Here is an 18,650-nt window from a genome sequence, read left to right as displayed (position 1 = left end):
CGCGACTCGAATGCTCCGTGGGATGGAGCCTTCATTCCTCGCTCGTCCACTCCACGTCCGCGCCCAGGCTGCGCAGGTTCTCCACGAAGCGCGGATGGGCGCGCCGGATCGGCGTGGCGTTGCGGATTTCGGAGCGGCCCTCGATGCTGGCCGCCATCATGAAGAGCGCGATGGCGACGCGGATGATGTACGGGCTTTCCACGACCGCCGGCGTCAGCGTGCCGCCGCCGAAAGTAATGATGCGGTGCGGGTCGGCCGAGAACACATGCGCGCCGAACTTCGACAGCTCGCCGGTCCAGCCGAGCGCGCCGTCGTAGACCTTGTTCCAGAACATCGCATTGCCTTGCGCGCGTGCCCCGAGCGCGATGAAGATCGGCAGCAGGTCCACCGGCACGTAGGGCCAAGGCGCGGCTTCGATCTTTGTCAGCACGTTGCTGGTGAACGGCGCCTGCACTTGAAGCGCCCCCGGGCGGCTGGACCGCGACCAGCCGTTTTCGTGCACGATCTGCACGCCGAACTTTGCGAACGTGCGGTCGATCAGCGGGAAGTTGCCGGGCGCCGTGTTGCGCACGGTGACGTCGCCGCCGGTGATGGCCCCCAGCGCCAGGAAAGTCGCGATCTCGTGGAAGTCCTCGTCGAACGTGAACTCGCCGCCGCGCAGCGGTGTGCCGCCGTGCACCGTCACGCGCGAGGTGCCTGTGCCTTCGATCCGCACGCCGATCATCGCCATGAAGCGGCAGAATTCCTGGACGTGCGGCTCCGACGCCGCGTTGGTCAGCGTCGAGGTTCCGCTTGCGGCGGCGGCGCACAGAACGAAGTTCTCGGTAGTGGTGACCGATGCGTAGTCGAGCCAGTGGTCGGTGGGCCGCAGCGGGCCGGTGCGCCGCAGCAGCAGCGACCCGGCGGCGCGCTCGACCTCGCCGCCGAAGCGCCGGAACACCTCGATGTGCGGGTCGATCTCGCGCATCCCGAGCGTGCAGCCCTTCACGTTGTCCTCCAGCCGCGCCACGCCGAACCGCGCCAGCAGCGGCGGCACCAGCATGATGGACGAGCGCATCTCTTCTGGCAGCCGGTGTTGCGCCGGGTCGAACGCGGAGTCGCGATGGTTCAGGTCAAGGGTGCCCGCCGCCTGGTCCCAGCGCACCTCGCTGCCGAGCGAGCGGAAGATGTCCAGGATCTTGCGGACATCGGTGATGTCGGGGATGCCGTGCAGGCGCAGGGGCTCCACGGTGAGCAGCGTCGCGCACAAGACGGGCAGCACCGCGTTCTTGTTGGCCGACGGGATGATCCGGCCGGAAAGCGGCTTGCCGCCGTGGACGATGAGATTGGACATGGTTCAGCCTTGATACAGGAAGGTCACGGGGCCAGCTGCAGGTTTAGGACCAGGTTGACGCCGCCGGGCTCGTTGCACGCCTCTATCGTCCCACCCATCTTGTTCATGTAGGTACGCGCGACGAAGAGGCCTTGGCCGCGCTGGCCAGTGGACGGCGCCTCAGCGCCTGCACCCGCGCCCGACACGCCGTATTCGAACACGCGCTCCAGCAGCGGTTCCGCAATCGGCGCGCCCTGGTTGTGGATGGTCACGGTGGCCAACCCAGGTGCGTCCATGGACAGCGACATCGTGATCGCCGTGCCGGCATGGCGATGCCGGTCGGCGTTGCGAAGCACATGCGTCACCACATCCTCCAGCGAGAACTCGTCGGCACGCACGATCACCGGTTCGCCCCTGCGCTCGTAGCGCACGTTGTCGATGCCCGCAAAGTGCGCATTGCTCGCGACGTGATGCAGGAACTCGTCCAGGTCGATGGTGCCCACTTCCAGGTGCGCGGCCTGCAACGCCTCGGTGGGCGATGCCTGTCCGTACAGCACCTTGACGGCCTGCTGCATGCGCTGCACGTAGCGGTGGCCCGCGTCGCCGGGCTGCGGATGCAGCACCATCAGCGACTGCAGCGGCGAGAGAATTTCATGGCCCACGGCCTGCAGCATGTCGCGCTCCTGCTGCGCGCGCAGCTCTTCGCGCTGCACGTCGTCCTTCACCCGCTGCAGCAGGTCGGCCAGGCTGCCGGCCAGGATGCCGAGCTCGTCCGAGCCGCGCAGGTCCGACAGGTCGATACGGCCGATGCGCTGGTCGGCCCGCGCGTCCTGCACGTTGTACGAGACAGCAGCGGCGCGCTTCGTGAGGACCGCGATGCGGCGGATCAGGCCCACTTCGATCAGCAGCCACGCCAGTGCGATGGCCGCCAGCATCGCGGCGACGTACCAGGACACACGCGTCGCAACGGCGCTCAAGCCGCGCTCGATGCCGCGCGCATCGCCTTCCAGCGTTACCTCGTAGCGGCCGACGGGCGTGGTGACGATCTCGCGTGCGGGCGGCGGCAGGCTCGCGCCTTCCACCGGCAGTTGGCGGATCAGGCGAGCGATGAGCGGCGATGTGAGTTCGGCTTCCTCCTCGCCCTTGAGCACCAGCGGCGCCTGCTTCGCGTCTTGCGCCTTCCGCACCGTGAGGGTCTCGCCGGGCAATAGCGCCTTGCGTAAATCGTCCAGCGAAGGCGGCGGCACCGCGCCGGCCGCGTTGCTGTCGAACAGCGGCTTGTCGCTGCCGGGCGCGAACATCTGCATGTGCACGCGGATGGTGTCCAGGTCGGCCGGCGGCCACACCGGGCGCGGGCCGGCGAAGAGGGCTTCGCGGAAGGCCTCCACCGGCAGGCGGATCGAAAAGAACGCGCGCCGTGGGCACGCGGGTGGCGTCGCATCGGCATCGATGCAGCGCCCGCTCTGCCACAGCCACCCGCGAAAATCGCGCACCGGCCGAGCACCGCTGGCCAGCGTGGGTTCGCCGGTGTCCTCGAAGCCGGTGAGGCGGCCGCGCGCGAGCGCCGCACCGGGATCGGACAGCGCCTCGAAGGGCGCGACCCATTTGATCGTCTGGCCGCGAATGTTCAGGCTCACTGCCGCGCGATGCACCGTGTCCAGATCCAGCGCGCCGCGCTCGCGCGGCACCAGCTCGCCGGCGGCGAAGCGGCCCACCAGATAGATGAAACCGCCCGCGTAGGGGTTGTTGCCGATCGCCACGCAGATCGAGCTGTCGTCCGGATAACGCACTGAGCAGCCAGCCATCTCCACCGCCTGCTGCGCCTTGTTCTGGTCGTCGAAATCGAGCGCGCCATAGGGCAGCATCAGCGGCCGCAGCGGCGTGACGTCGTCCTGCACCCGGGGGTTGAGCAGCGCCAGCAGGCCGGCCGGATGCCGCAGCCGCGCCAGCACCTCGGCCTGCGTGCGGCCGAAGTTCTGCCGGTAGTTCTGGTAGCTGCGCTCTTTTTCTTCCTTGAGCAGCACCAGGGCGAGCGCGATGGTGGCGGTCGCCAGAAGCAGGAACACGCCGCGAAACAGGATCCGGCGCCGGAACGACGCGAGACCCAGGCGCGGCATTTCGAGCTTGGGGAGGACGCTCACCGCTTCACCCACCGGAACCCGCGCATCGGCACGTTCTCGATGCCCTCGAACTTCGGGTCGGCTTCGCGGAAGGCGTCGCGGATGGTGCTGACGTGCTTGCGCACGTTGTCGCGGTTGCGGCCGCTCTTCACCACGTCGAACAGCTCGTCGTAAGACACCACTTCGCCGGCGCGCTGGTAGAGCGTGGCCAGGATGCGCTGCGCCGTCAGCGGCAGGTTGATGCGCTCGCCACGCCACATCGGCGTGCGCTGCCAGAGCGGGTCGAGCGAGAGTTCTTCCGCGGCCACGGGCTTGGCATCGGCGGCTTTGGTGCTCTTGGCGACACGCAGGATCTCCAGGAACGTCTCGATGAAATCGCTTTCCTCGAACGTCGTCTTCTGCAGGTAGTCCCAGGCGTCCAGCGCCTTCATGATGCTGCGGTAGATCGCGGCCGGCATGGCCGACACCACCAGCACCGGTGTGCCCTGGCGCTGCTTGTTGATCGCGTTGATCAGTGCCACGCCGGCATGCCGCTCGCGGCCGAGCTCGATGTCCAGCACCACCACGTCATAAGCCTCGCGGGCCAGCGCCGCTTCCGCGTCGTCGCGGGTGAACCACTGGTGCACCTCGATGCCGGGGCGGGCGGCGCGAATCCACCCGGCCAGCTGGTTGCTGGTGGGCTGGTCGTCTTCGATCACGGCGACGAGGGTCAAGGCGGCTCCTGCGGGATGTGCTGCATGGATTATCCCGGCGGGGGCGGCCGCGCGGTGTGAAGGTTTCTTCCGGGGCCGGAACGAAGCCGCCCCGCGCCCGCGTTGTTCGCTCCGGGCCTTCTGCGAAGAATCAATCCCATCGCAACACACCTGAAGGAGAAAGCGATGACCACCACCCAAACCACCCGTTCCGCCCGTTCCACCACCGCCCGCGCCTTGCGCCAGCTGGGCCTGCTCTGGGCCGGCGCCGCGCTCGCCGCCTCCGCCTGGGCCGCGGGGATCCATGAAGAAGGCTACATGCTCGAAGCCTCCGCGTGGCGCAACGAAGTGGCGGGCGTGCCTTCGCCCGACTGGCCGGTGGACGGCTGGTACCGCCTGACGCCCTCGGGCAAGAGCATCGAAGTGCAAGCCGTGACGCCGAGCGAAACCGATCGCATCGAGTCCGACGAAGCCACGTATGTGCGTGTGCCGGGTGCACGGCTGAAGGAAGGCCGCCGCCCGGTCTATCGCTTCTCCAACGTCATCCTCCGCCCGAAGGCCGGCCACCAGTACGAGCTGATGCTGGGCAAGACGCGCTTCTCGTTCGTCGTGGAAAGCAACGAGCAGGGCACGCAGTACGCCATCACGTACGGCGGCGAAACGCACACCTACACCCTCGGCCTGCCGGCCGCCGCCACCCGCGTCCACACCGTCGCGGACCTCGATGGCGACGCCATGCCCGACTTCCTGGTGGAAGTGGGTGACGAGCGCTTCCTGCTGCTGTCCACCCGCGCCAAGCCCGGCCAGAACCCGCCGAGCGCCCAGTTGTGGGCGATGGGTGAAGGCTGCTGAGAAATTTCATCAAACCAAGGAAAACCATCATGCTTCACCGCCTCCAAGTCATTGCCCGCGCCGTTCGCCGGATGCTGGCCCGCAAGATTCGTCCCGTCGGCGACGCCACGGCCGCGGCCTTCCCCTTCAATGCCGAAGCCACGTTGTCGCGGCTGGCTCGTGCCCAGCGCGTCATCCTCTTCGTGGGCACCGCCGGCCTGGCGGGCTGGCTCCTCTACAAGCACTTCCCGGTGGAGAACGTGCCGCGCGGCGACATCGGCGTGCGCACCAACCAGCTCACCGGCACCGTCACGCAATTTCGCGACGGCAGCGTCTTCGTGCTGCCGGGCCTGCACGACATGCGCGTGTATTCGCTGCGCGACCAGGTCTATCGCCCCGAGCAAGTGCGCCAGTCCAACGGCGCGGCTCCCCTGCAATCCGTCGAAGGCCTGTCGGTGGGCGTCGACCTCACGGTGCGCTATGCCCTCGACCCGGCGAAGCTGGCCACGGTGTCGAAGAACCTGCCGGACAACTACGCCCAGGAGATCGTCGAGCCGGCGGTGCAGGGCGTGATCTACAAGGTGTTCGCGCGCTACACCGTGCGCGAGATATTCTCGACCCGCCGCGCCGAGATCCAGCAGGTGATCGAGGGCGAACTCAAGCCGCGCCTGGCCGCCGACGGCATCGTGCTGCGCGGCGTGCTGATGGGCAAGGTGGACCTGCCGGCCGACTACAAGCGCGGCATGGAAGGCCTGCTGGCCGAGGAACTCGAAACGCAGAAGATGCGCTACACGCTGGAACTGAAGGAAAAGCGCGTCAAGCAGACCGAGCTGGAAGCCAGCGCGGAGAAAGTGCAGCGCGAAGTGCGGGCCGAAGCCGCCGCGCGCGAGCAGATCATCGCGGCCAAGGCGCAGGAAGAAGCGATGAAGCACGTGCTGCCGTTCAAGCAGCGCCAGATCGAGCAGCGCCAGCTGGAAGCCGAAGCCGAGAAGCAGTCGCGCATGAAGGTGGCCGAGGGCACCGCCCAGGCCCGGCGCATCGAGGCCAGCGGCGAAGCCGACGCGCGCCAGAAGTTGGCCGAGGTGGAAGCGTGGCGCCTGGACCGCATCGGCAAGGTGAACGCCGAGCAGATGGCGCGCGAAGGCGCGCTCGTCACGCGGCACCCGCTCCTGATCCAGAAGACCATGGCCGACAAGCTCTCGGACAAGATCCAGGTGATCATCGCGGCGCCGCCTTCGGATGGCGGCTTCATCGGCGCGGCGCTGTTGGGCAGCAAGCGCGGCCAGCCTTCCGGTGAACAGGCGGAGCAGCAGGCCGCAGCGAAAGAGGAGCAGTGATCATGCGGCGCGCACTTGCCTCCATGGCCTTTGCATTGACGGCTGTCAACGCCGGCGCCGCTGCGCTGCCCGCGGGCGCGGCGGCGTCCAACCAGGCCGGCATCGTCATCAGCGACCAGGCTTCACTGCGCGCCGCGCCGCGCGACTCCGCGCAGCAGCAGGCCCAGCTGTGGCAGGGCGAACTGGTGGAAGTGCGCGGCGAGCGCCTGGACTACCTGCAGGTCTATGACCACAAGCGCGAGCGCGCCGGCTTCGTCAAGGCGAGCCAGGTGCGGCGCACCGCGCTGGCGCCGGCCGAGGCGCCGGAGCTGATGTCGGTGATCCGCTTCGTGCGTGAAACGCCCGGCTCGGAAGCGCTGGGCATCGGCTTCACGATGGCGTACATCGAGGCTGCACCGGCGGAAACCTTGCGAGGCAAGGAAGGCATCGAGGCCTTCGATGCGCTGGGGACGATGGCCGACCGGCTGGCGCATCGCGCGGCCTTCGGCGCGGCCCTCTCCAAGCCCGCGCAGGCCACGCTGGCCGCGCACCTGGAGGTCGCGGGCCGCTACGGCATCAAGTTCAAGAGCTACGAGCGCGAAGGGCGCATCCAGATCTGCTACGAGGGCGAAGCGTTCCGCCGCGTCCTGGCCATGGAATCGACGGCGCCGCAGCGGGCCCGTGCCGCGCTGGCGCTGACGCGTCCCGAATGCGTGGACCCCAACCTGCGGCCGCTGGAGCGCGCGCAGCTGGACCAGTGGCGCGCCGACGCGCTGGAGCGAGTGGATGCCGCGGCGTTGCCGGGCTACCTGAAGAACCGCGTGCACATGCGCCGCGCCGGCCTGTGGAGCACCATCGCCTATCAGCGCACCCGCCAGGGCCAGCCGGCCGATGCGGCTGCCCAGCGCGCGCTGGCCGAGCTCGCCGGCGTGAGCAAGACCGAACTCACCGACGTCGACCAGCCCGCGTACAACGAGGCGGCGATGCGTACCAATGCCTCGCGCTGGGCAGCCGTGCCTGCTGTGGCCGCATCCGCCGCGCACGCTGCACGCCTGCCTGCGATCGTCACGGCCGCCGGACAGCCCGGCGAAACCTGTGTGATGCTGGTCGATGCGAAGCGCGACGCAAGCAACCCGCTCGCGAAACGTTGCACCTACGCGCTCGTGTGGGCGCAGTCGGCCAGCCTGAACCGCGAGGGCAATGCACTGGCCTTGGCTGTGCAGCCGATGGAAGCCTGGAGCGAGCTGTGGGTGTTCCGCAGGCAGCCTCAGGGCTGGACCATCGACGTGCTGCCGCCCGCGACCACAGCGCCAGAAGTCGGCTATGCCGAATTCGCGGGCTGGGTGCCCGGCGGCAAGCAGATGCTCGTGGCGCGCGAGGCGCAGGGCGAAGGCAAGTACAAGCGCAGCTTCGAGCTGATCCGCATCGATTCGCTCACCACCGAGCGGCAGGCCGGTGAGGCGAGCGTGCTCGGCGTGTTTCAGCGCTGGCAGGACCCGGGCTGGAAGAGGATGACGGTGAGTTTGCGCTGAGACGCGTTGCTATTGCAAGGCATCCAGCAGGAGTTGCGGGTGCTTCTGCGCGATCCGGATCAGGCTGCGCGCGGCACCAGTTGGCTCGCGCTCGCCTTGCTCCCACTTTTGCAAGGTTCTGACCGAAATGCCAAGCAGGGTTGCGAACTGAGCCTGGCTCAGCCCGCTGGACAGGCGTGCGCTGACCACAGCCGGCACGGCGACCCGCGTTTTGCGTGCGGCCTTGCCGGCCGCCATTTGCTTGACGCTGGCCAGCAGGTCAGCCTGGAAGGCCAGCATGTCGGGATCAACGACTTTTTTTCGGGATGGCATTTTTTAACTCCTTGAGATAGGCGACCGGTAAGTTATCGAACCTCGCCTTGGTGTAAACCGTCAATAGCCAAACCGTGCCGTCTTCCATGAGGTTGTAGTAGATCACTCGAGCGCCACCACGCTTGCCCCGGCCGCTAGCATTCCAGCGCACCTTGCGCAGTCCTCCGGACTGCGGGATCACGTCGCCCTCCAAGGCGTTGCGCGCGATCCAGGAAACGAACTCGTCGAGCTCGGTTTCTGCCCAGATGTCCGTTGCCTGACGCTGAAAGATGGCCGTCTGGGCTACGGTCAAGTACATGCTGGAAGTATACCCCATTGGGGTATTTGCGCGATGGGCGATTCTCTATGCGGCAGGCGCGGCCTTCCGGGCGCGCTTTTGCCACCACAAAGCCACGGCCGTTACCAGCAGGACCACGAGCAGCATGCCCAGCGACCAGGCCAGCGGCGGCCTCTCGGTCCATGGGTTGGCGGGGGCCGCGTGCGGCCACAAGGTGTAGCCGACGGTGCGGCGCGCCTTTTCCAGGTTGGCGACATAGCCGGCCAGGCCGGCCGGCGGAACATGGTCGGCCAGGCTGCGGTAGCGGTAGCTCAGCTTGAGGGTCTTGCCGTCGTAGCTGCTGGCTTCGCTGTAGTGGAACGCCGCGTCCTTGACTTCGCTGGACGAGGTCTCGATGGTCCATTTTCTCGGCAGCCGCGCCGTCAGGTCGACCGACACGTCCTCCGGGTGGGCGATGCCCAGGGGAGCGCTGCGCAGCGTGTCGTCGGGCCGGCCCAGCATGGCCTTCATGTCCGGTACGTCGAAATACACGACGGGCTTGCCGGTGCCGCTTTCCTTGCCCAGCAGCGAAGCGGCCTGGTAGTGCTCGGTGGTCACCAGCCGGTTGGCTGCGTCGTCGTCGGCGAAGTCCAGGGGCTTGGCCTGCGAAAGCTTGCTGTACGAGCGCAGGTAGTAGTTGAGGTAGTTGCGCTGCAGGTCGTCGAGGTTGGTGTTGCGCAGCGTGTCGCGCATCCGCTCGGCGGCGAGGCCATCGAATGTGGAGGTGACCGTCACGGTCGCGGTCGTGTCGAATCCGGCCGACGCATCGATGTGGAAGGCGACATGGCGCTGGCGCAGGCCGCCCGTGGTGGCGGGCATGGCGCTGAGTGCCGTGGCATCGCCATCGAGCAGCAGGGCCCGGCCGAAGTCGGCCTGCGGGATGCTGTCCAGCCGGCCCTTCTGCGGAAAGCGAGTCGGGTCGAACCACAGCTCGCGTCCGTCCACCTTGGCCTTGAAGATCACGTGGTTGAACGCGCCGGGCGAGGGCAGCCGGTTGTCGATGGTTCCCCGCAAGCGGGTGTGCACTAGCGCAGGATGGGCGGTGACGCCGAGCGCGCGCAGCATCGTCACGGCCAGCAGTACCTTGTCCTTGCAATCGCCATAGCGGCGCTCCAGAACCTTGTCGGGCGGCCGTGGCGCGTGCGAGCCCGGTCCCATCTCGATGCCCAGGTAGCGGATCTGCGACTGGACGAAATCGAGCACCGCCAGCAGTCGCTGCTCCGGCGTCGCCGCGCTGCCCGCGATGCGGTCGATCTCCGGCCGCAGTGCGGCGGCGGCGTTCGGATGCACCGCGTACAAGGGTTCGGCCCACCGCGCCACGGCGGCCCAGTCGGCGAAGGCGCTCCACTGGATGGCCGGATATGGGTCGTACCAGCCGGGCACGTCGTCCTGCCGCGCCATCGGCGGCACGCCGGCCGCCTCCCAGACATGCTCGACCCACCCGCCGGCGTTCCGCGTGCGCGCCTGAAGCGCCGTCAGGTGCGAACGGAACTGCATGGCCTGGCCCTCCGGCACCAGCAGCCGCCGGTGCAGCCGGTGGACCGGCGCGCGCCATTGCATGTCCATCCGCCCGAACGAGCGTCCGCCGAACACCGGGTTGCCGCCGCGGATGCTGAAGGCGTATTCGACGACGTCGCCTGGGCGCACGTCGTCCAGCGTCAGGTCCACCGTGCGGCTGCCGTCATAGATCTGGTTCTCGAGTTCGGTCTCGCGCTGCAGCACGCGCGCCTGCGTCGAAGCCATGCGGTCCTGCACGCGCCCGTCGCGGTGCACGCTGAGCGAATGCAGCGTCAAGGTTTCGTACGACGGGTCGAAGTCGATGCCGATGCGGCCGACGATTTCCACGCCGCGCTGGTTCAGCGCGCGGATGGCCAGGCGCTTGAAATTGGTCCTGCCCTGAGGATCGAGCTGCACCTGCTGGTCGACCAGGAGGTAGTGCATCCCGTTGGTGGTCTGCCCCAGCGGCGCCTGCGCTTCGACATCGAGTGCCTGTGGTGCCACCCAACGCGGCGCCGGCCCGCGCAGGTAGTCGGGGGCGCACCAGGCACCGAGCGGCAGCAGCACGGCACTGCCCAGAGCCAGCAGGCGCGCGGCCTGGCGCGCGCGTTGCAGTAACCTGTCAAAGCCTCGAATCATCCGGCGCCCCTCTTCCTGGAGCCATGGTATCCCACGCTAGCGGATGAACTTCCCGTCCCTGCCCACCATCGTCAACTCCACGTAGCGCGAGGCGTTCTTTCCCGGCTCGCTGAAGTTCACTTCGAAGCCCCCGAGGTCGTGCCGTTTGATGGCCCAGGTCGATTCGATGAAACGTTCGCGCGAAGGGTTGCGGCCGGCGCGGGTCAAAGCCTCGACGAACACACGGGCGTTGATGTACCCCTCCAGCGCCAGGTGCGAAGGTTCGAGCGCGGTGCCCGTGGCCTTCCAGGCCTGCTGGAACTGGCGCACCACCGGCATGACGCTCTTGGCGGGCGAGGGGACAACCTGCGAGACGGCGATGCCGATGGCGTCGTCGCCCAGCGCGCGCAACGTGGCGGCCGAGCCCATCACCGACAGCGCGTACAGCGGCAGGCCCCGCCGCTGGGCGCGGATCGCCTTGACGAAGTCCAGCGTCGGCTTGCCGGCCAGCCCGACCAGCACCGCCTCGGGGTTGGCCTCGACCAGCTTCGCGGCGGCCGTGGCCGCGTCCGCGCCGTTGTTCTCCACCGTCACGGCGGCGCCGCCCTTCAGCTGGTGCTTGTCCATCGCGATGCGCGCGCCCTCGTACACCTCCTTGCCGAAAGAGTTGTTCTGGTACGCGATGCCGATGCGCTTGATGCCGACGGTGGCCAGGTGCTGCACCAGCTGCTCGGCCTCGTCGGGATAGCTCGCGCGGATGTTGAATACGTTGCGCCCGTTCTTCGGCCGCGCCAGCAGTGCGCCGCTGAAGGGGGCGAAGAACGGCAAGCCGCTTTCGATCACCTGCGGCAGCATGGCGTCGATCATCGGGGTGCCCATGCAGTTGAAAAGGGCGAAGGTGGAGCGGTCGGCGAGGAAAGCCTCGGCATTGGCCAGTGCGCGCTTGACGTCGTAGCCATCGTCCTGCACCAACAGCGCGATCTTGCGGCCGTGGACGCCGCCTTGCGCATTGACGGCGGCAAAGCACGCCTGCGCGCCCTGGTGCATGGCCTGGCCCAGATCGCCCAGCGGCCCCGACAGCGCGATCGACTGGCAGATGCGTACGGCCTGGCTGTCCTGCGCTCTTGCGACACCGTGCAGCGCAAGGGGCGCTGCGGCCAGCGACGCCAGCGCGCGGCGGCGCGTCATCCGGAAAGGTGGACGGGCGAAAGTCATGGGCTGCTCCTTGCAGTGATGCGGGAGCGCCAGACTAGTTTTTCAAGGGTGCGGCCGTTGTCCTCGCAGCGACAATCTGCGGGTGTACCCGGGCGGGACTTTCCCCGAAATTGTCCCGCCGCCGACAAAGCCCCGGGTTCTACTTCACCTGCGCGGCCTTCGCGCGCATCACGTACGACTGGTAAGCTGGCAGAGCGATCGCGGCCAGGATGCCGATGACCATGATGGTGGGGAAGAGGAAGGCGCCGATCCGCACGGCGGTGGTGTTCGGCGGCGGGGGCAGGCCGTAGTCGTTGCGGCCGGGCGTGCCGCCCTTGAAGATCCAGATCAGCCCGACGATGGGGATGAGGACCAAGAGCCAGGTCCAGCCGTTCCAGCCCATGTCGTGGCTGCGCTGGATCGACACCAGCGCCCAGTACACCATGAAGGGGACGGCCATCAGGCCGCCCAGCACCGCGGCCATATTGCTTCCGCCCAGGAAACCCGCGAGCGCGCCGACCGCCATCGACGCGGCGATCAGCGCGAAGTAGCCGAACGTGAGGTACGCCAGGTACCGCAGTCGCCCGATGCGGCCTTGCGAAGAAAAGAACTTCACCGGCTGGACGCCGGTCTCGCCGCCGCTGACATCGGCAACCGCCGCGTTGGGGGGCAGATAGGGATTCACTGCAGACATTTCCATCCTCCTTGTTTTAAAAAGATTCTAGGGTGGCCGCGCCGAAGTTCAAAGCAGGCCCGACTTCTTGACCGCGTGGTAGCGGTTGACCAGGGCCACGGCCAGCTGCGCGGGTTCCACGTCGATCGACAGCGGATCGTTGCCGACCACGCCGGCGAACGCGTCGCGCCGCGACTGCTGGAACAGGTGCGCGCCCGCCACCTCGACGGCGTGCCGCGCCTCGCGCAGTGGCTGCGCCGCAATCTCGCCCAGCACGCGCTCGCGCAGGCTGGCCACCAGCACCAGGTGTTTCTGGCGCAGCAGGCGCAGTGCGGGCTTCAACTCCGCGGCGTCCTCGTCGCGGAAGTTGGTGAGCATGATCACCAGCGCGCGCTTGGGGTGCATCCGAAGCAGATCCTGCGCGGCCACCAGGTAGTCGGAGTGTGTGGCGCCCGGCTCGATGTCGTGCAGCCGGTTCATCAGCGCGTTGAGCGTGGCGATGCCCTTGCGCGGCGCGAAATCGCGCTGCTCGCCCGGCGGGTTGCCGAAGGTCATGGCGCCGACCTCGTCGCCTTCTTTCAGCGCCACGTAGCCCAGCAGCATCAGGGCGTTGAGCGCCTGGTCGAAGTGGCTGCCACCGGCTTCGCGCGTGCCCTCGTCGGCGCGCATCCGCCGGCCGCAATCGAGCATGAAGAACACGCGCTGGTCGCGGTCGTCCTGGAACTCGCGCACGATGGGCTTGCCGTGGCGCTGGCTCGCCTTCCAGTCGATGTGGCGGATCGAGTCGCCGCGCCGGTATTCCGACAGTTGCCGAAAATCCGTGCCCATGCCGCGCTGCGCATAGGTCTTGATGCCGATCTGCGCCAGGCGCCGGTCACCCGCCAGCCAGGCGTAGCCGGCCACGGCGGCGAAGTTGGGGTACACGCGGATGGTTTTGGATTCGCCCACCGAGCGCAACACATCCAGGCTGCCGCCGCGGCTGCGGCAGCGCAGCTGCGTCACGCCAAAGCGCGCGACGCCGCGCCGCAATGCCGTGACGGTGTAGCGGATGTCGGCGCGGCCGCCGGCCGGTACCGTCACCGACTGCGGCAGGCCCTCGAAGGCGAAGCGCGGGTCGACCTCGTCGAACACTTCGACGGACCAAGGTGTGTCGCCCTCGTTGACGACGCCCAGAGTGAGCACCGTCGGCACGCCGAGCGCGAACGCGTTGGGCAGCTTGCGCTCCGTGCGCAGGGGCGCGCGTTTCCAGGCGCGGCTGCCGTGCCACAGGTCCAGCAGCAGCCAGAACAGGCTCAGCGCCAGCACCACGCCGGCAGCCGCGCTGACGTCGGCCAGCGGCCAGCCCGCGACCAAAGCCACGGCCGTCACCACGGTGAACAGCAAGGCGGCCTGCACCGCCTTGCGGCTGGGGAGCGTGAACGAACGCATCACGAAGAAGGCGTGCCTCGCTTACAGCCGCGGCGCCTCGACACTTTCCAGCGCGTTGCGCAGCAGCTCGTCGACCGAGCGGCCCTCCAGCTGCGCGTCCGGCGCGAGCAGCACGCGATGGCGCAGGGCCGGCAGCGCATGCCGCTTCACGTCGTCGGGTGTGATGAAGTCGCGTGCCTGGAGCAGCGCCGTGGCGCGCGCGGCGCGGATCAACGCGATCGCACCCCGTGGCCCCGCGCCCGACGACAGGCCCGGCCACGCGCGGGTGGCGCGCGTGATGCGAACCGCGTAGTCCAGCACCTTGTCGTCGGCCAGGATGAACGCGGCCATGCGTTGCAGGCCGAGCACCTGGCGCTCCTCCAGGCAGACGTTCACCGCGTCGAGCGGGAACTGGTTGCCGGCCTGGCGCTCGGTCGTCAGCCGCAGGATCGCCGTCTCTTCCACCTGTGTGGGGTAGCCGATGTTGATCTTGAGCAGGAAGCGGTCCAGCTGCGCTTCCGGCAGCGGGTAAGTGCCTTCGGTGTCGATCGGGTTCTGCGTGGCCATCACCATGAAAGGCTGCGGCAGCGCCATCGGCTGGCCTTCCAGCGTCACCTGGTATTCCTGCATCACTTCCAGCAAGGCGCTCTGCGTCTTGGCCGGCGCGCGGTTGATCTCGTCGGCCAGCAGCAGGTTGGTGAACACCGGCCCCTTGTGCATGCGCAGGTTGCCGATGCCGCCTTCCCCGGGCGTGGCGGCGTCCAGCACCGAATGGCCGGTGATGTCCGACGGCATCAGGTCGGGCGTGAACTGCACGCGCGCGTAACTGAGCGCCATCGCTTTGGCCAACGCGCGGGCCAGCAGTGTCTTGCCCAGGCCGGGCACGCCTTCGATCAGCACGTGCCCGCAGGCCACGAGGGCGACCAGTGTTTGCTCCACCGCTTCCTGCTGGCCGACCACGGCCTTGCCGACTTCGGTGCGAAGGTGCTGCAGCAGTTCGGCGGCGCGGGCGAGGTCTTCGGGTTTGATGAGTTGCATGGCGTTGCCTAGGAAGAAAGATCGGAAGAGGGATGCTCTGAAGAAGGCTTGGACGTCGAGGCTGCTGCCGCGCCGAGGCGCCGCCGCACCGTCTCCAGGATGTCGAGGTGCGCGGGCAAATCGGCCGCCTTGCGCGCGCCCGGCCGCAGCGCGCGCGCGATGGCCTGCCGCTCCACGCCCGTGGCGTCGGCGAGTGCCTGCGCGCGTTTGAAAGCGTCGAGCTGCGCGTAATGGCGGACATGCCGGCCCGCTGTTTCGTGCAGTGCGCGAACCTGCGCGGCATGCAGCGCCGCCGCGCCGTGGCGCTGCAGGAAATGCGCCGTGCCGCCGACCTGCTCTGTCATCGAGCGGCGATGGCTCGGGGCGATGGCGGCCGTAGGACCGAAGCGCACCGCACCGCGCCACAGGAAGAGGGCGAGCGCCAGCAGCGCCAGCACGACGGCGGGCCAGGCTTCCTGCCACAACCAGGAGAAGAACGGCTCGCGTGCTTCCTCGGCCACGAACCACACCTGCGCGCCGGGGCCGGCTTGCAGCGCCGCTACCGCGGCGAGTGAGTTGTCCGCGCGCAGCACGTTGGTGTTGTCCAGCACCGACCAGGGCGCGATCACCGTGACGCTGCCACGGCCGGCGGCGACGCGCATCATCTCCATGCCGGCTGGGCCGGCCAGCGACCACTGCGCCGCGCGGCCTGGCGCGAGCTTGTAGCGCTCCCAGTATTTCGGCACGCAGATCCTGTAGCTGCGGCTTTCGGGGTACACCGGCGCCACGTCCTCGGGCTCGGCCAGCGGGCGGCAGTCTCTGTCAGGCGCTGGCTTGCGCGCGGGCCGGGCGTCCGGCTCCTCCTCGCGCTTCTTTGTGTCTTCCTCGATCACTTGCACCGGCAGCCAGTCGGCGAGCTCGCTATGGTCTACCAGCGACCCCGGAATGATGAGATGCCCACCTTGCTGTTCGACCCACTGCCGCATGCGCTTGCCGCGTTCGGGGAAGAGGTCCCAGTGGCGCGACTGCAGCACCAGCCGGGCCTGTGGCGGCGGCATCGCTTCCAGGTTCTGGCGCTTGACCACCGTCACGCCCAGTGTGCGCAGCAGCGACTGCACCGCGTACAGCCGATTCTTTGCAGCCTCGCCGCGCGGCGGGCGAGTCACATCGACTTCGGCCCATTCAGTCGCGGTGGCCAGCCACGCAACGCCCGCAGCCACCAGCACGGCCACCAACAGGCGGATCAGGTTGTCGCGGCTCATCAGAAAACCTCCGCACTACGTGCTGCGGTGCCATGAGCCTCGGGAGCGGCCCAGCGGCTCATCGCGCGGCCTCGATGCGCGGTGCGGCGCGCAGGTGAACATCGAATTCGCGGCACAGCGCCAGCGCGTCGGCATCCTGAGGAAGGCGGGCGCCATAGACGGCGAGTTGCCACGCGCGCACCAGCCGCGCGAAGAAATCGCCGCGTCCCGCGTCCAATGTGCGCTGTGCCAAGGCAAGGCATTCGCCTTCGGTGGTGGCCGCGCGGATCGGCACCGCGTGGTCATGCACCAGCCGCGACAATGCGCCCCGATACAGCAGCGACAGCGCGGCGCGATGCTCGCCGCGTTGCCATAGCACAGCCGCCGCGGCGCCCACGTCGTCCGGCAGGCTCTCGGGGCGGATGTCCAGGCTTTGCACGTGGCTTGGCAACGCGCCCAGCGCCGGCAGGCGCGCCTCGGCACGGGCCTGCACCCAGCGGCGCAGGCCGACCAGCAGCAGCGCCACCACCACGGCGCCACCGGCCCACACCAGGAGCCGCCCGGTTTCCGAGATCCACTGCATCAGGTCCGCCAGCCACTTCAAGCCGGGTGAGGCCTCGGGCTTCTTGGGCTCGTCGCTGGGCTTGAACCGCAGCGTCTTTTCCTTCACCTTGACGGCGAGGTCCGGGTCCTGCGCCACCCGCACGGTTGCGGCCTGCACCTCCTGGCGCGACGGCGCGGGCGCGGCGTCTTGCGCATGGGCCGCGCCGGCCACATATCCCGCACCGGCCAGCGAGGCGCAGAGAAGCAGGGCGCCCAGACGCCTAACTGCCGAACGCAAGGCGAAACTCCTGTTCGATGTCCCACGCTTCCAGCTCGACCCGCCGGTTGAGGTACATCGCGAAACCCGCGGCCACATAGAAGGGCTCGAGCGCGAGCACCACGGCGCCGTAGATGGCCGCGAGCAACAGGCTATTGCCTTGCGCCTGCGAATCGAAAAGCCACTGCAGCATGTGACGGTGCGTCCCTTCCGGCGCGAACCACACCATGACGGCCATCGCTCCTATCCCCAGCGCGACTTCGGTGTGCGCGAAGACCAGGTGCATTGCGCCGGCGGCACCGCGCTTGGCGCGCAGCAGCTGGTTGCGGCGCTTGCGCCTTTCCTTGCCGCGCTGGCCTTCGAGCTGGTAGATCGGCTGCGTGAACGAACGCCAGGGCGACAGGCGGCGCAACGTCAGCGTGCCCAGCAGCTGCGCCCACCACACGGTGCCGCGGTTGTTCCACAAGTCGATGAAGCGCGTCTCCTGGCCGAACACGGCGCGCGACAGCACGAACAGCAGGCTGCGGTCGAGCCAGGGCTTGAGCCAGAAGATCAGCAGCGCGGGTAGCCACGATGCGATCTCGATGGTGGCCAGGGCAAGCAGCAGCGTCGCTGCGAACACCGGCCCCCATGTCAGCCAGATGGAACGCGCGTGGGTGCGCACCAGCAGCACACCCAGATCCGCCGCTTCGGCCATGGGGCGCGGGCGCAGCTTGACGGCCAGGGCATCAACGCGCATCGGGGCTTTCGTTGCGTGCCGCAGGCGGCGCGGCCGCGCGGGGCCGGCCTTGCCAGGCCAGGTAGGACAGCACGAAAGTCCAGCACACCGCGCCGACGCCGTACTTCACCTGCGGCGCGATCCAGCGCGCGGACGACCAGAAAGCCTCCACCGCCGCGGCGATCAGCAACAGGCCGATCACACCGTAGATGACGACCACGGCCTCGCGCGCCGCGAGCTTGATGGATTCCGTTCGTGTGAGTCGGCCCGGCGACAGCCACGAGTGCCCCAGCCGCAGCCCGCCGGCGCCGGCCAGCACGATGGCGGTGAGCTCGAACGCGCCATGCGTGACGACGAAGGAAAGAAAGTTCTCCGAGTAGCCACCGGCGATCATGTAGCCCGTCATCGCGCCCAGGAACAGGCCGTTGAACACCAGGAAAAAGGCGCTGCCGATGCCCGCGAACACACCGGCGGCGAAGCACTGGAAGCCCAGGCCGATGTTGTGCATGATGTAGAAGCCGAACATCTCCCAGTCGGTGTCGGCTCCGCGCTCGCGGCCCAGTGCACGATCGTTGTCGCCGTACATCGAATCGAACTGCTGCACGTCGTCCGCGCTCACCAGGTGCAGGATGAAGCCTGGGTCGCGCCAGATGGCCCAGCCGGTGACGAGTGCGGGCACGATGAACAGCAGTGCCGCCGCCCACAGGTAGTGCCGGTGCGCGCGCACCGCTTCGGGAAAGTCCACCAGCGCCAGGCTGCGCAGCCGTTCCATGCCCCAGGCGCGGCGGCGGTAGATCAATTGATGCGCGCGGTGCGTGAGCGATTCCAGGCGCTGCGTCAGGTGCACCGGGTAGGCGCGCGCTTGAGCCAGCGCGAGCTGTTCGCACACCGCGCGGTACAGGGCGGCGAGCCGCGCACCGTCCAGGGCGGTCTTGGCGCGCTTTTTGGTCTGGCCTTCCGCATGGTCCAGCAGTGCTTCCAGTTCGGCCCACGCTGTTGCGTGGTCGGCTTCGAATTTCAGCGGGCTCATTGGC

At 68.5% G+C, this 18,650-nt stretch carries 17 protein-coding genes; 3 read left to right on the top strand and 14 right to left on the bottom strand.

Going from position 1 to position 18,650, the window contains the following annotated elements:
• Positions 1-31 precede the first annotated feature (31 nt).
• The 3 genes from EEB15_RS03320 to EEB15_RS03310 are packed head-to-tail and all read right to left on the bottom strand — an operon-like array spanning position 32 to position 4,145.
• Positions 32-1,333, bottom strand: coding sequence for a UDP-N-acetylglucosamine 1-carboxyvinyltransferase (locus tag EEB15_RS03320; RefSeq protein ID WP_141508120.1), 1,302 nt, complete (start codon positions 1,331-1,333; stop codon positions 32-34).
• A gap of 23 nt (positions 1,334-1,356) precedes the next feature.
• Positions 1,357-3,429 carry a HAMP domain-containing sensor histidine kinase gene (locus tag EEB15_RS03315; RefSeq protein WP_141508589.1) on the bottom strand — a complete coding sequence of 691 codons (2,073 nt, stop codon included), beginning with the start codon at positions 3,427-3,429 and terminating at the stop codon, positions 1,357-1,359.
• A gap of 20 nt (positions 3,430-3,449) precedes the next feature.
• The gene (locus EEB15_RS03310) at positions 3,450-4,145 is read right to left on the bottom strand and encodes a response regulator transcription factor (protein ID WP_141508119.1); all 696 of its coding nucleotides are present in this window, start codon (positions 4,143-4,145) and stop codon (positions 3,450-3,452) included.
• A 165-nt stretch (positions 4,146-4,310) separates the two neighbouring features.
• Between EEB15_RS03310 and EEB15_RS03305 the strand changes: the two genes are divergently transcribed.
• From EEB15_RS03305 to EEB15_RS03295, 3 genes are all read left to right on the top strand, one after another.
• The gene (locus EEB15_RS03305) at positions 4,311-4,976 is read left to right on the top strand and encodes a hypothetical protein (protein ID WP_141508118.1); all 666 of its coding nucleotides are present in this window, start codon (positions 4,311-4,313) and stop codon (positions 4,974-4,976) included.
• A gap of 71 nt (positions 4,977-5,047) precedes the next feature.
• Positions 5,048-6,292, top strand: a complete 1,245-nt coding sequence (locus tag EEB15_RS03300; RefSeq protein WP_370283393.1) for an SPFH domain-containing protein — start codon at positions 5,048-5,050, stop codon at positions 6,290-6,292.
• A gap of 2 nt (positions 6,293-6,294) precedes the next feature.
• Complete coding sequence (locus tag EEB15_RS03295) at positions 6,295-7,803, top strand: hypothetical protein (protein ID WP_233259335.1); 1,509 nt, start codon at positions 6,295-6,297, stop codon at positions 7,801-7,803.
• A gap of 9 nt (positions 7,804-7,812) precedes the next feature.
• Here EEB15_RS03295 and EEB15_RS03290 read toward each other — a convergent pair whose 3' ends face one another.
• From EEB15_RS03290 to EEB15_RS03240, 11 genes are all read right to left on the bottom strand, one after another.
• The gene (locus EEB15_RS03290; RefSeq protein ID WP_233259334.1) at positions 7,813-8,082 is read right to left on the bottom strand and encodes a DNA-binding transcriptional regulator; all 270 of its coding nucleotides are present in this window, start codon (positions 8,080-8,082) and stop codon (positions 7,813-7,815) included.
• Between the two features lie 7 nt (positions 8,083-8,089).
• Positions 8,090-8,413, bottom strand: a complete 324-nt coding sequence (locus tag EEB15_RS03285) for a transcriptional regulator (RefSeq protein WP_141508115.1) — start codon at positions 8,411-8,413, stop codon at positions 8,090-8,092.
• A 45-nt stretch (positions 8,414-8,458) separates the two neighbouring features.
• Entirely contained in the window at positions 8,459-10,567 is a 2,109-nt protein-coding gene (locus EEB15_RS03280; RefSeq protein ID WP_141508114.1) for a DUF3857 and transglutaminase domain-containing protein, read from the bottom strand.
• A 36-nt stretch (positions 10,568-10,603) separates the two neighbouring features.
• Positions 10,604-11,761: an ABC transporter substrate-binding protein gene (locus EEB15_RS03275; protein ID WP_141508113.1), complete on the bottom strand. Its 1,158-nt coding sequence runs from the start codon at positions 11,759-11,761 to the stop codon at positions 10,604-10,606.
• 139 nt (positions 11,762-11,900) lie between these two features.
• Positions 11,901-12,434 (bottom strand): DUF805 domain-containing protein, encoded by a 534-nt coding sequence (locus EEB15_RS03270; RefSeq protein WP_141508112.1) that lies wholly within the window; start codon positions 12,432-12,434, stop codon positions 11,901-11,903.
• 48 nt (positions 12,435-12,482) lie between these two features.
• Positions 12,483-13,841, bottom strand: coding sequence for a DUF58 domain-containing protein (locus EEB15_RS03265; RefSeq protein ID WP_141508587.1), 1,359 nt, complete (start codon positions 13,839-13,841; stop codon positions 12,483-12,485).
• A gap of 21 nt (positions 13,842-13,862) precedes the next feature.
• Positions 13,863-14,858 (bottom strand): MoxR family ATPase, encoded by a 996-nt coding sequence (locus tag EEB15_RS03260; RefSeq protein ID WP_141508111.1) that lies wholly within the window; start codon positions 14,856-14,858, stop codon positions 13,863-13,865.
• Between the two features lie 8 nt (positions 14,859-14,866).
• Positions 14,867-16,099 (bottom strand): DUF4350 domain-containing protein, encoded by a 1,233-nt coding sequence (locus EEB15_RS03255; protein WP_141508110.1) that lies wholly within the window; start codon positions 16,097-16,099, stop codon positions 14,867-14,869.
• A gap of 58 nt (positions 16,100-16,157) precedes the next feature.
• Positions 16,158-16,919 (bottom strand): DUF4129 domain-containing protein, encoded by a 762-nt coding sequence (locus EEB15_RS03250; RefSeq protein ID WP_233259333.1) that lies wholly within the window; start codon positions 16,917-16,919, stop codon positions 16,158-16,160.
• Positions 16,903-17,637, bottom strand: a complete 735-nt coding sequence (locus EEB15_RS03245; protein ID WP_141508108.1) for a hypothetical protein — start codon at positions 17,635-17,637, stop codon at positions 16,903-16,905. The genes EEB15_RS03250 and EEB15_RS03245 overlap by 17 nt, the downstream gene beginning before the upstream one ends.
• A complete protein-coding gene (locus EEB15_RS03240; protein ID WP_141508107.1) occupies positions 17,627-18,646 on the bottom strand; it encodes a stage II sporulation protein M in 1,020 nt (339 codons plus the stop codon). The genes EEB15_RS03245 and EEB15_RS03240 overlap by 11 nt, the downstream gene beginning before the upstream one ends.
• Positions 18,647-18,650: the final 4 nt, after the last annotated feature.

Source organism: Ramlibacter sp. WS9 (assembly GCF_003797765.1).
Taxonomy (GTDB): domain Bacteria; phylum Pseudomonadota; class Gammaproteobacteria; order Burkholderiales; family Burkholderiaceae_C; genus Ramlibacter.
Note: the sequence above shows the minus strand (reverse complement) of the source record. Positions and strands in the feature narration are given on the sequence as shown.

Coding starts and splice junctions, on each gene's coding strand:
- EEB15_RS03275 (WP_141508113.1), bottom strand. CDS start 11,761: ATGACTTTCGCCCGTCCACCTTTCCGGATGACGCGCCGCCGCGCGCTG.
- EEB15_RS03240 (WP_141508107.1), bottom strand. CDS start 18,646: ATGAGCCCGCTGAAATTCGAAGCCGACCACGCAACAGCGTGGGCCGAA.
- EEB15_RS03305 (WP_141508118.1), top strand. CDS start 4,311: ATGACCACCACCCAAACCACCCGTTCCGCCCGTTCCACCACCGCCCGC.
- EEB15_RS03320 (WP_141508120.1), bottom strand. CDS start 1,333: ATGTCCAATCTCATCGTCCACGGCGGCAAGCCGCTTTCCGGCCGGATC.
- EEB15_RS03315 (WP_141508589.1), bottom strand. CDS start 3,429: ATGCCGCGCCTGGGTCTCGCGTCGTTCCGGCGCCGGATCCTGTTTCGC.
- EEB15_RS03290 (WP_233259334.1), bottom strand. CDS start 8,082: ATGCTGGCCTTCCAGGCTGACCTGCTGGCCAGCGTCAAGCAAATGGCG.
- EEB15_RS03260 (WP_141508111.1), bottom strand. CDS start 14,858: ATGCAACTCATCAAACCCGAAGACCTCGCCCGCGCCGCCGAACTGCTG.
- EEB15_RS03245 (WP_141508108.1), bottom strand. CDS start 17,637: ATGCGCGTTGATGCCCTGGCCGTCAAGCTGCGCCCGCGCCCCATGGCC.
- EEB15_RS03280 (WP_141508114.1), bottom strand. CDS start 10,567: ATGATTCGAGGCTTTGACAGGTTACTGCAACGCGCGCGCCAGGCCGCG.
- EEB15_RS03285 (WP_141508115.1), bottom strand. CDS start 8,413: ATGTACTTGACCGTAGCCCAGACGGCCATCTTTCAGCGTCAGGCAACG.
- EEB15_RS03255 (WP_141508110.1), bottom strand. CDS start 16,099: ATGAGCCGCGACAACCTGATCCGCCTGTTGGTGGCCGTGCTGGTGGCT.
- EEB15_RS03265 (WP_141508587.1), bottom strand. CDS start 13,841: ATGCGTTCGTTCACGCTCCCCAGCCGCAAGGCGGTGCAGGCCGCCTTG.
- EEB15_RS03295 (WP_233259335.1), top strand. CDS start 6,295: ATGCGGCGCGCACTTGCCTCCATGGCCTTTGCATTGACGGCTGTCAAC.
- EEB15_RS03270 (WP_141508112.1), bottom strand. CDS start 12,434: ATGTCTGCAGTGAATCCCTATCTGCCCCCCAACGCGGCGGTTGCCGAT.
- EEB15_RS03300 (WP_370283393.1), top strand. CDS start 5,048: ATGCTGGCCCGCAAGATTCGTCCCGTCGGCGACGCCACGGCCGCGGCC.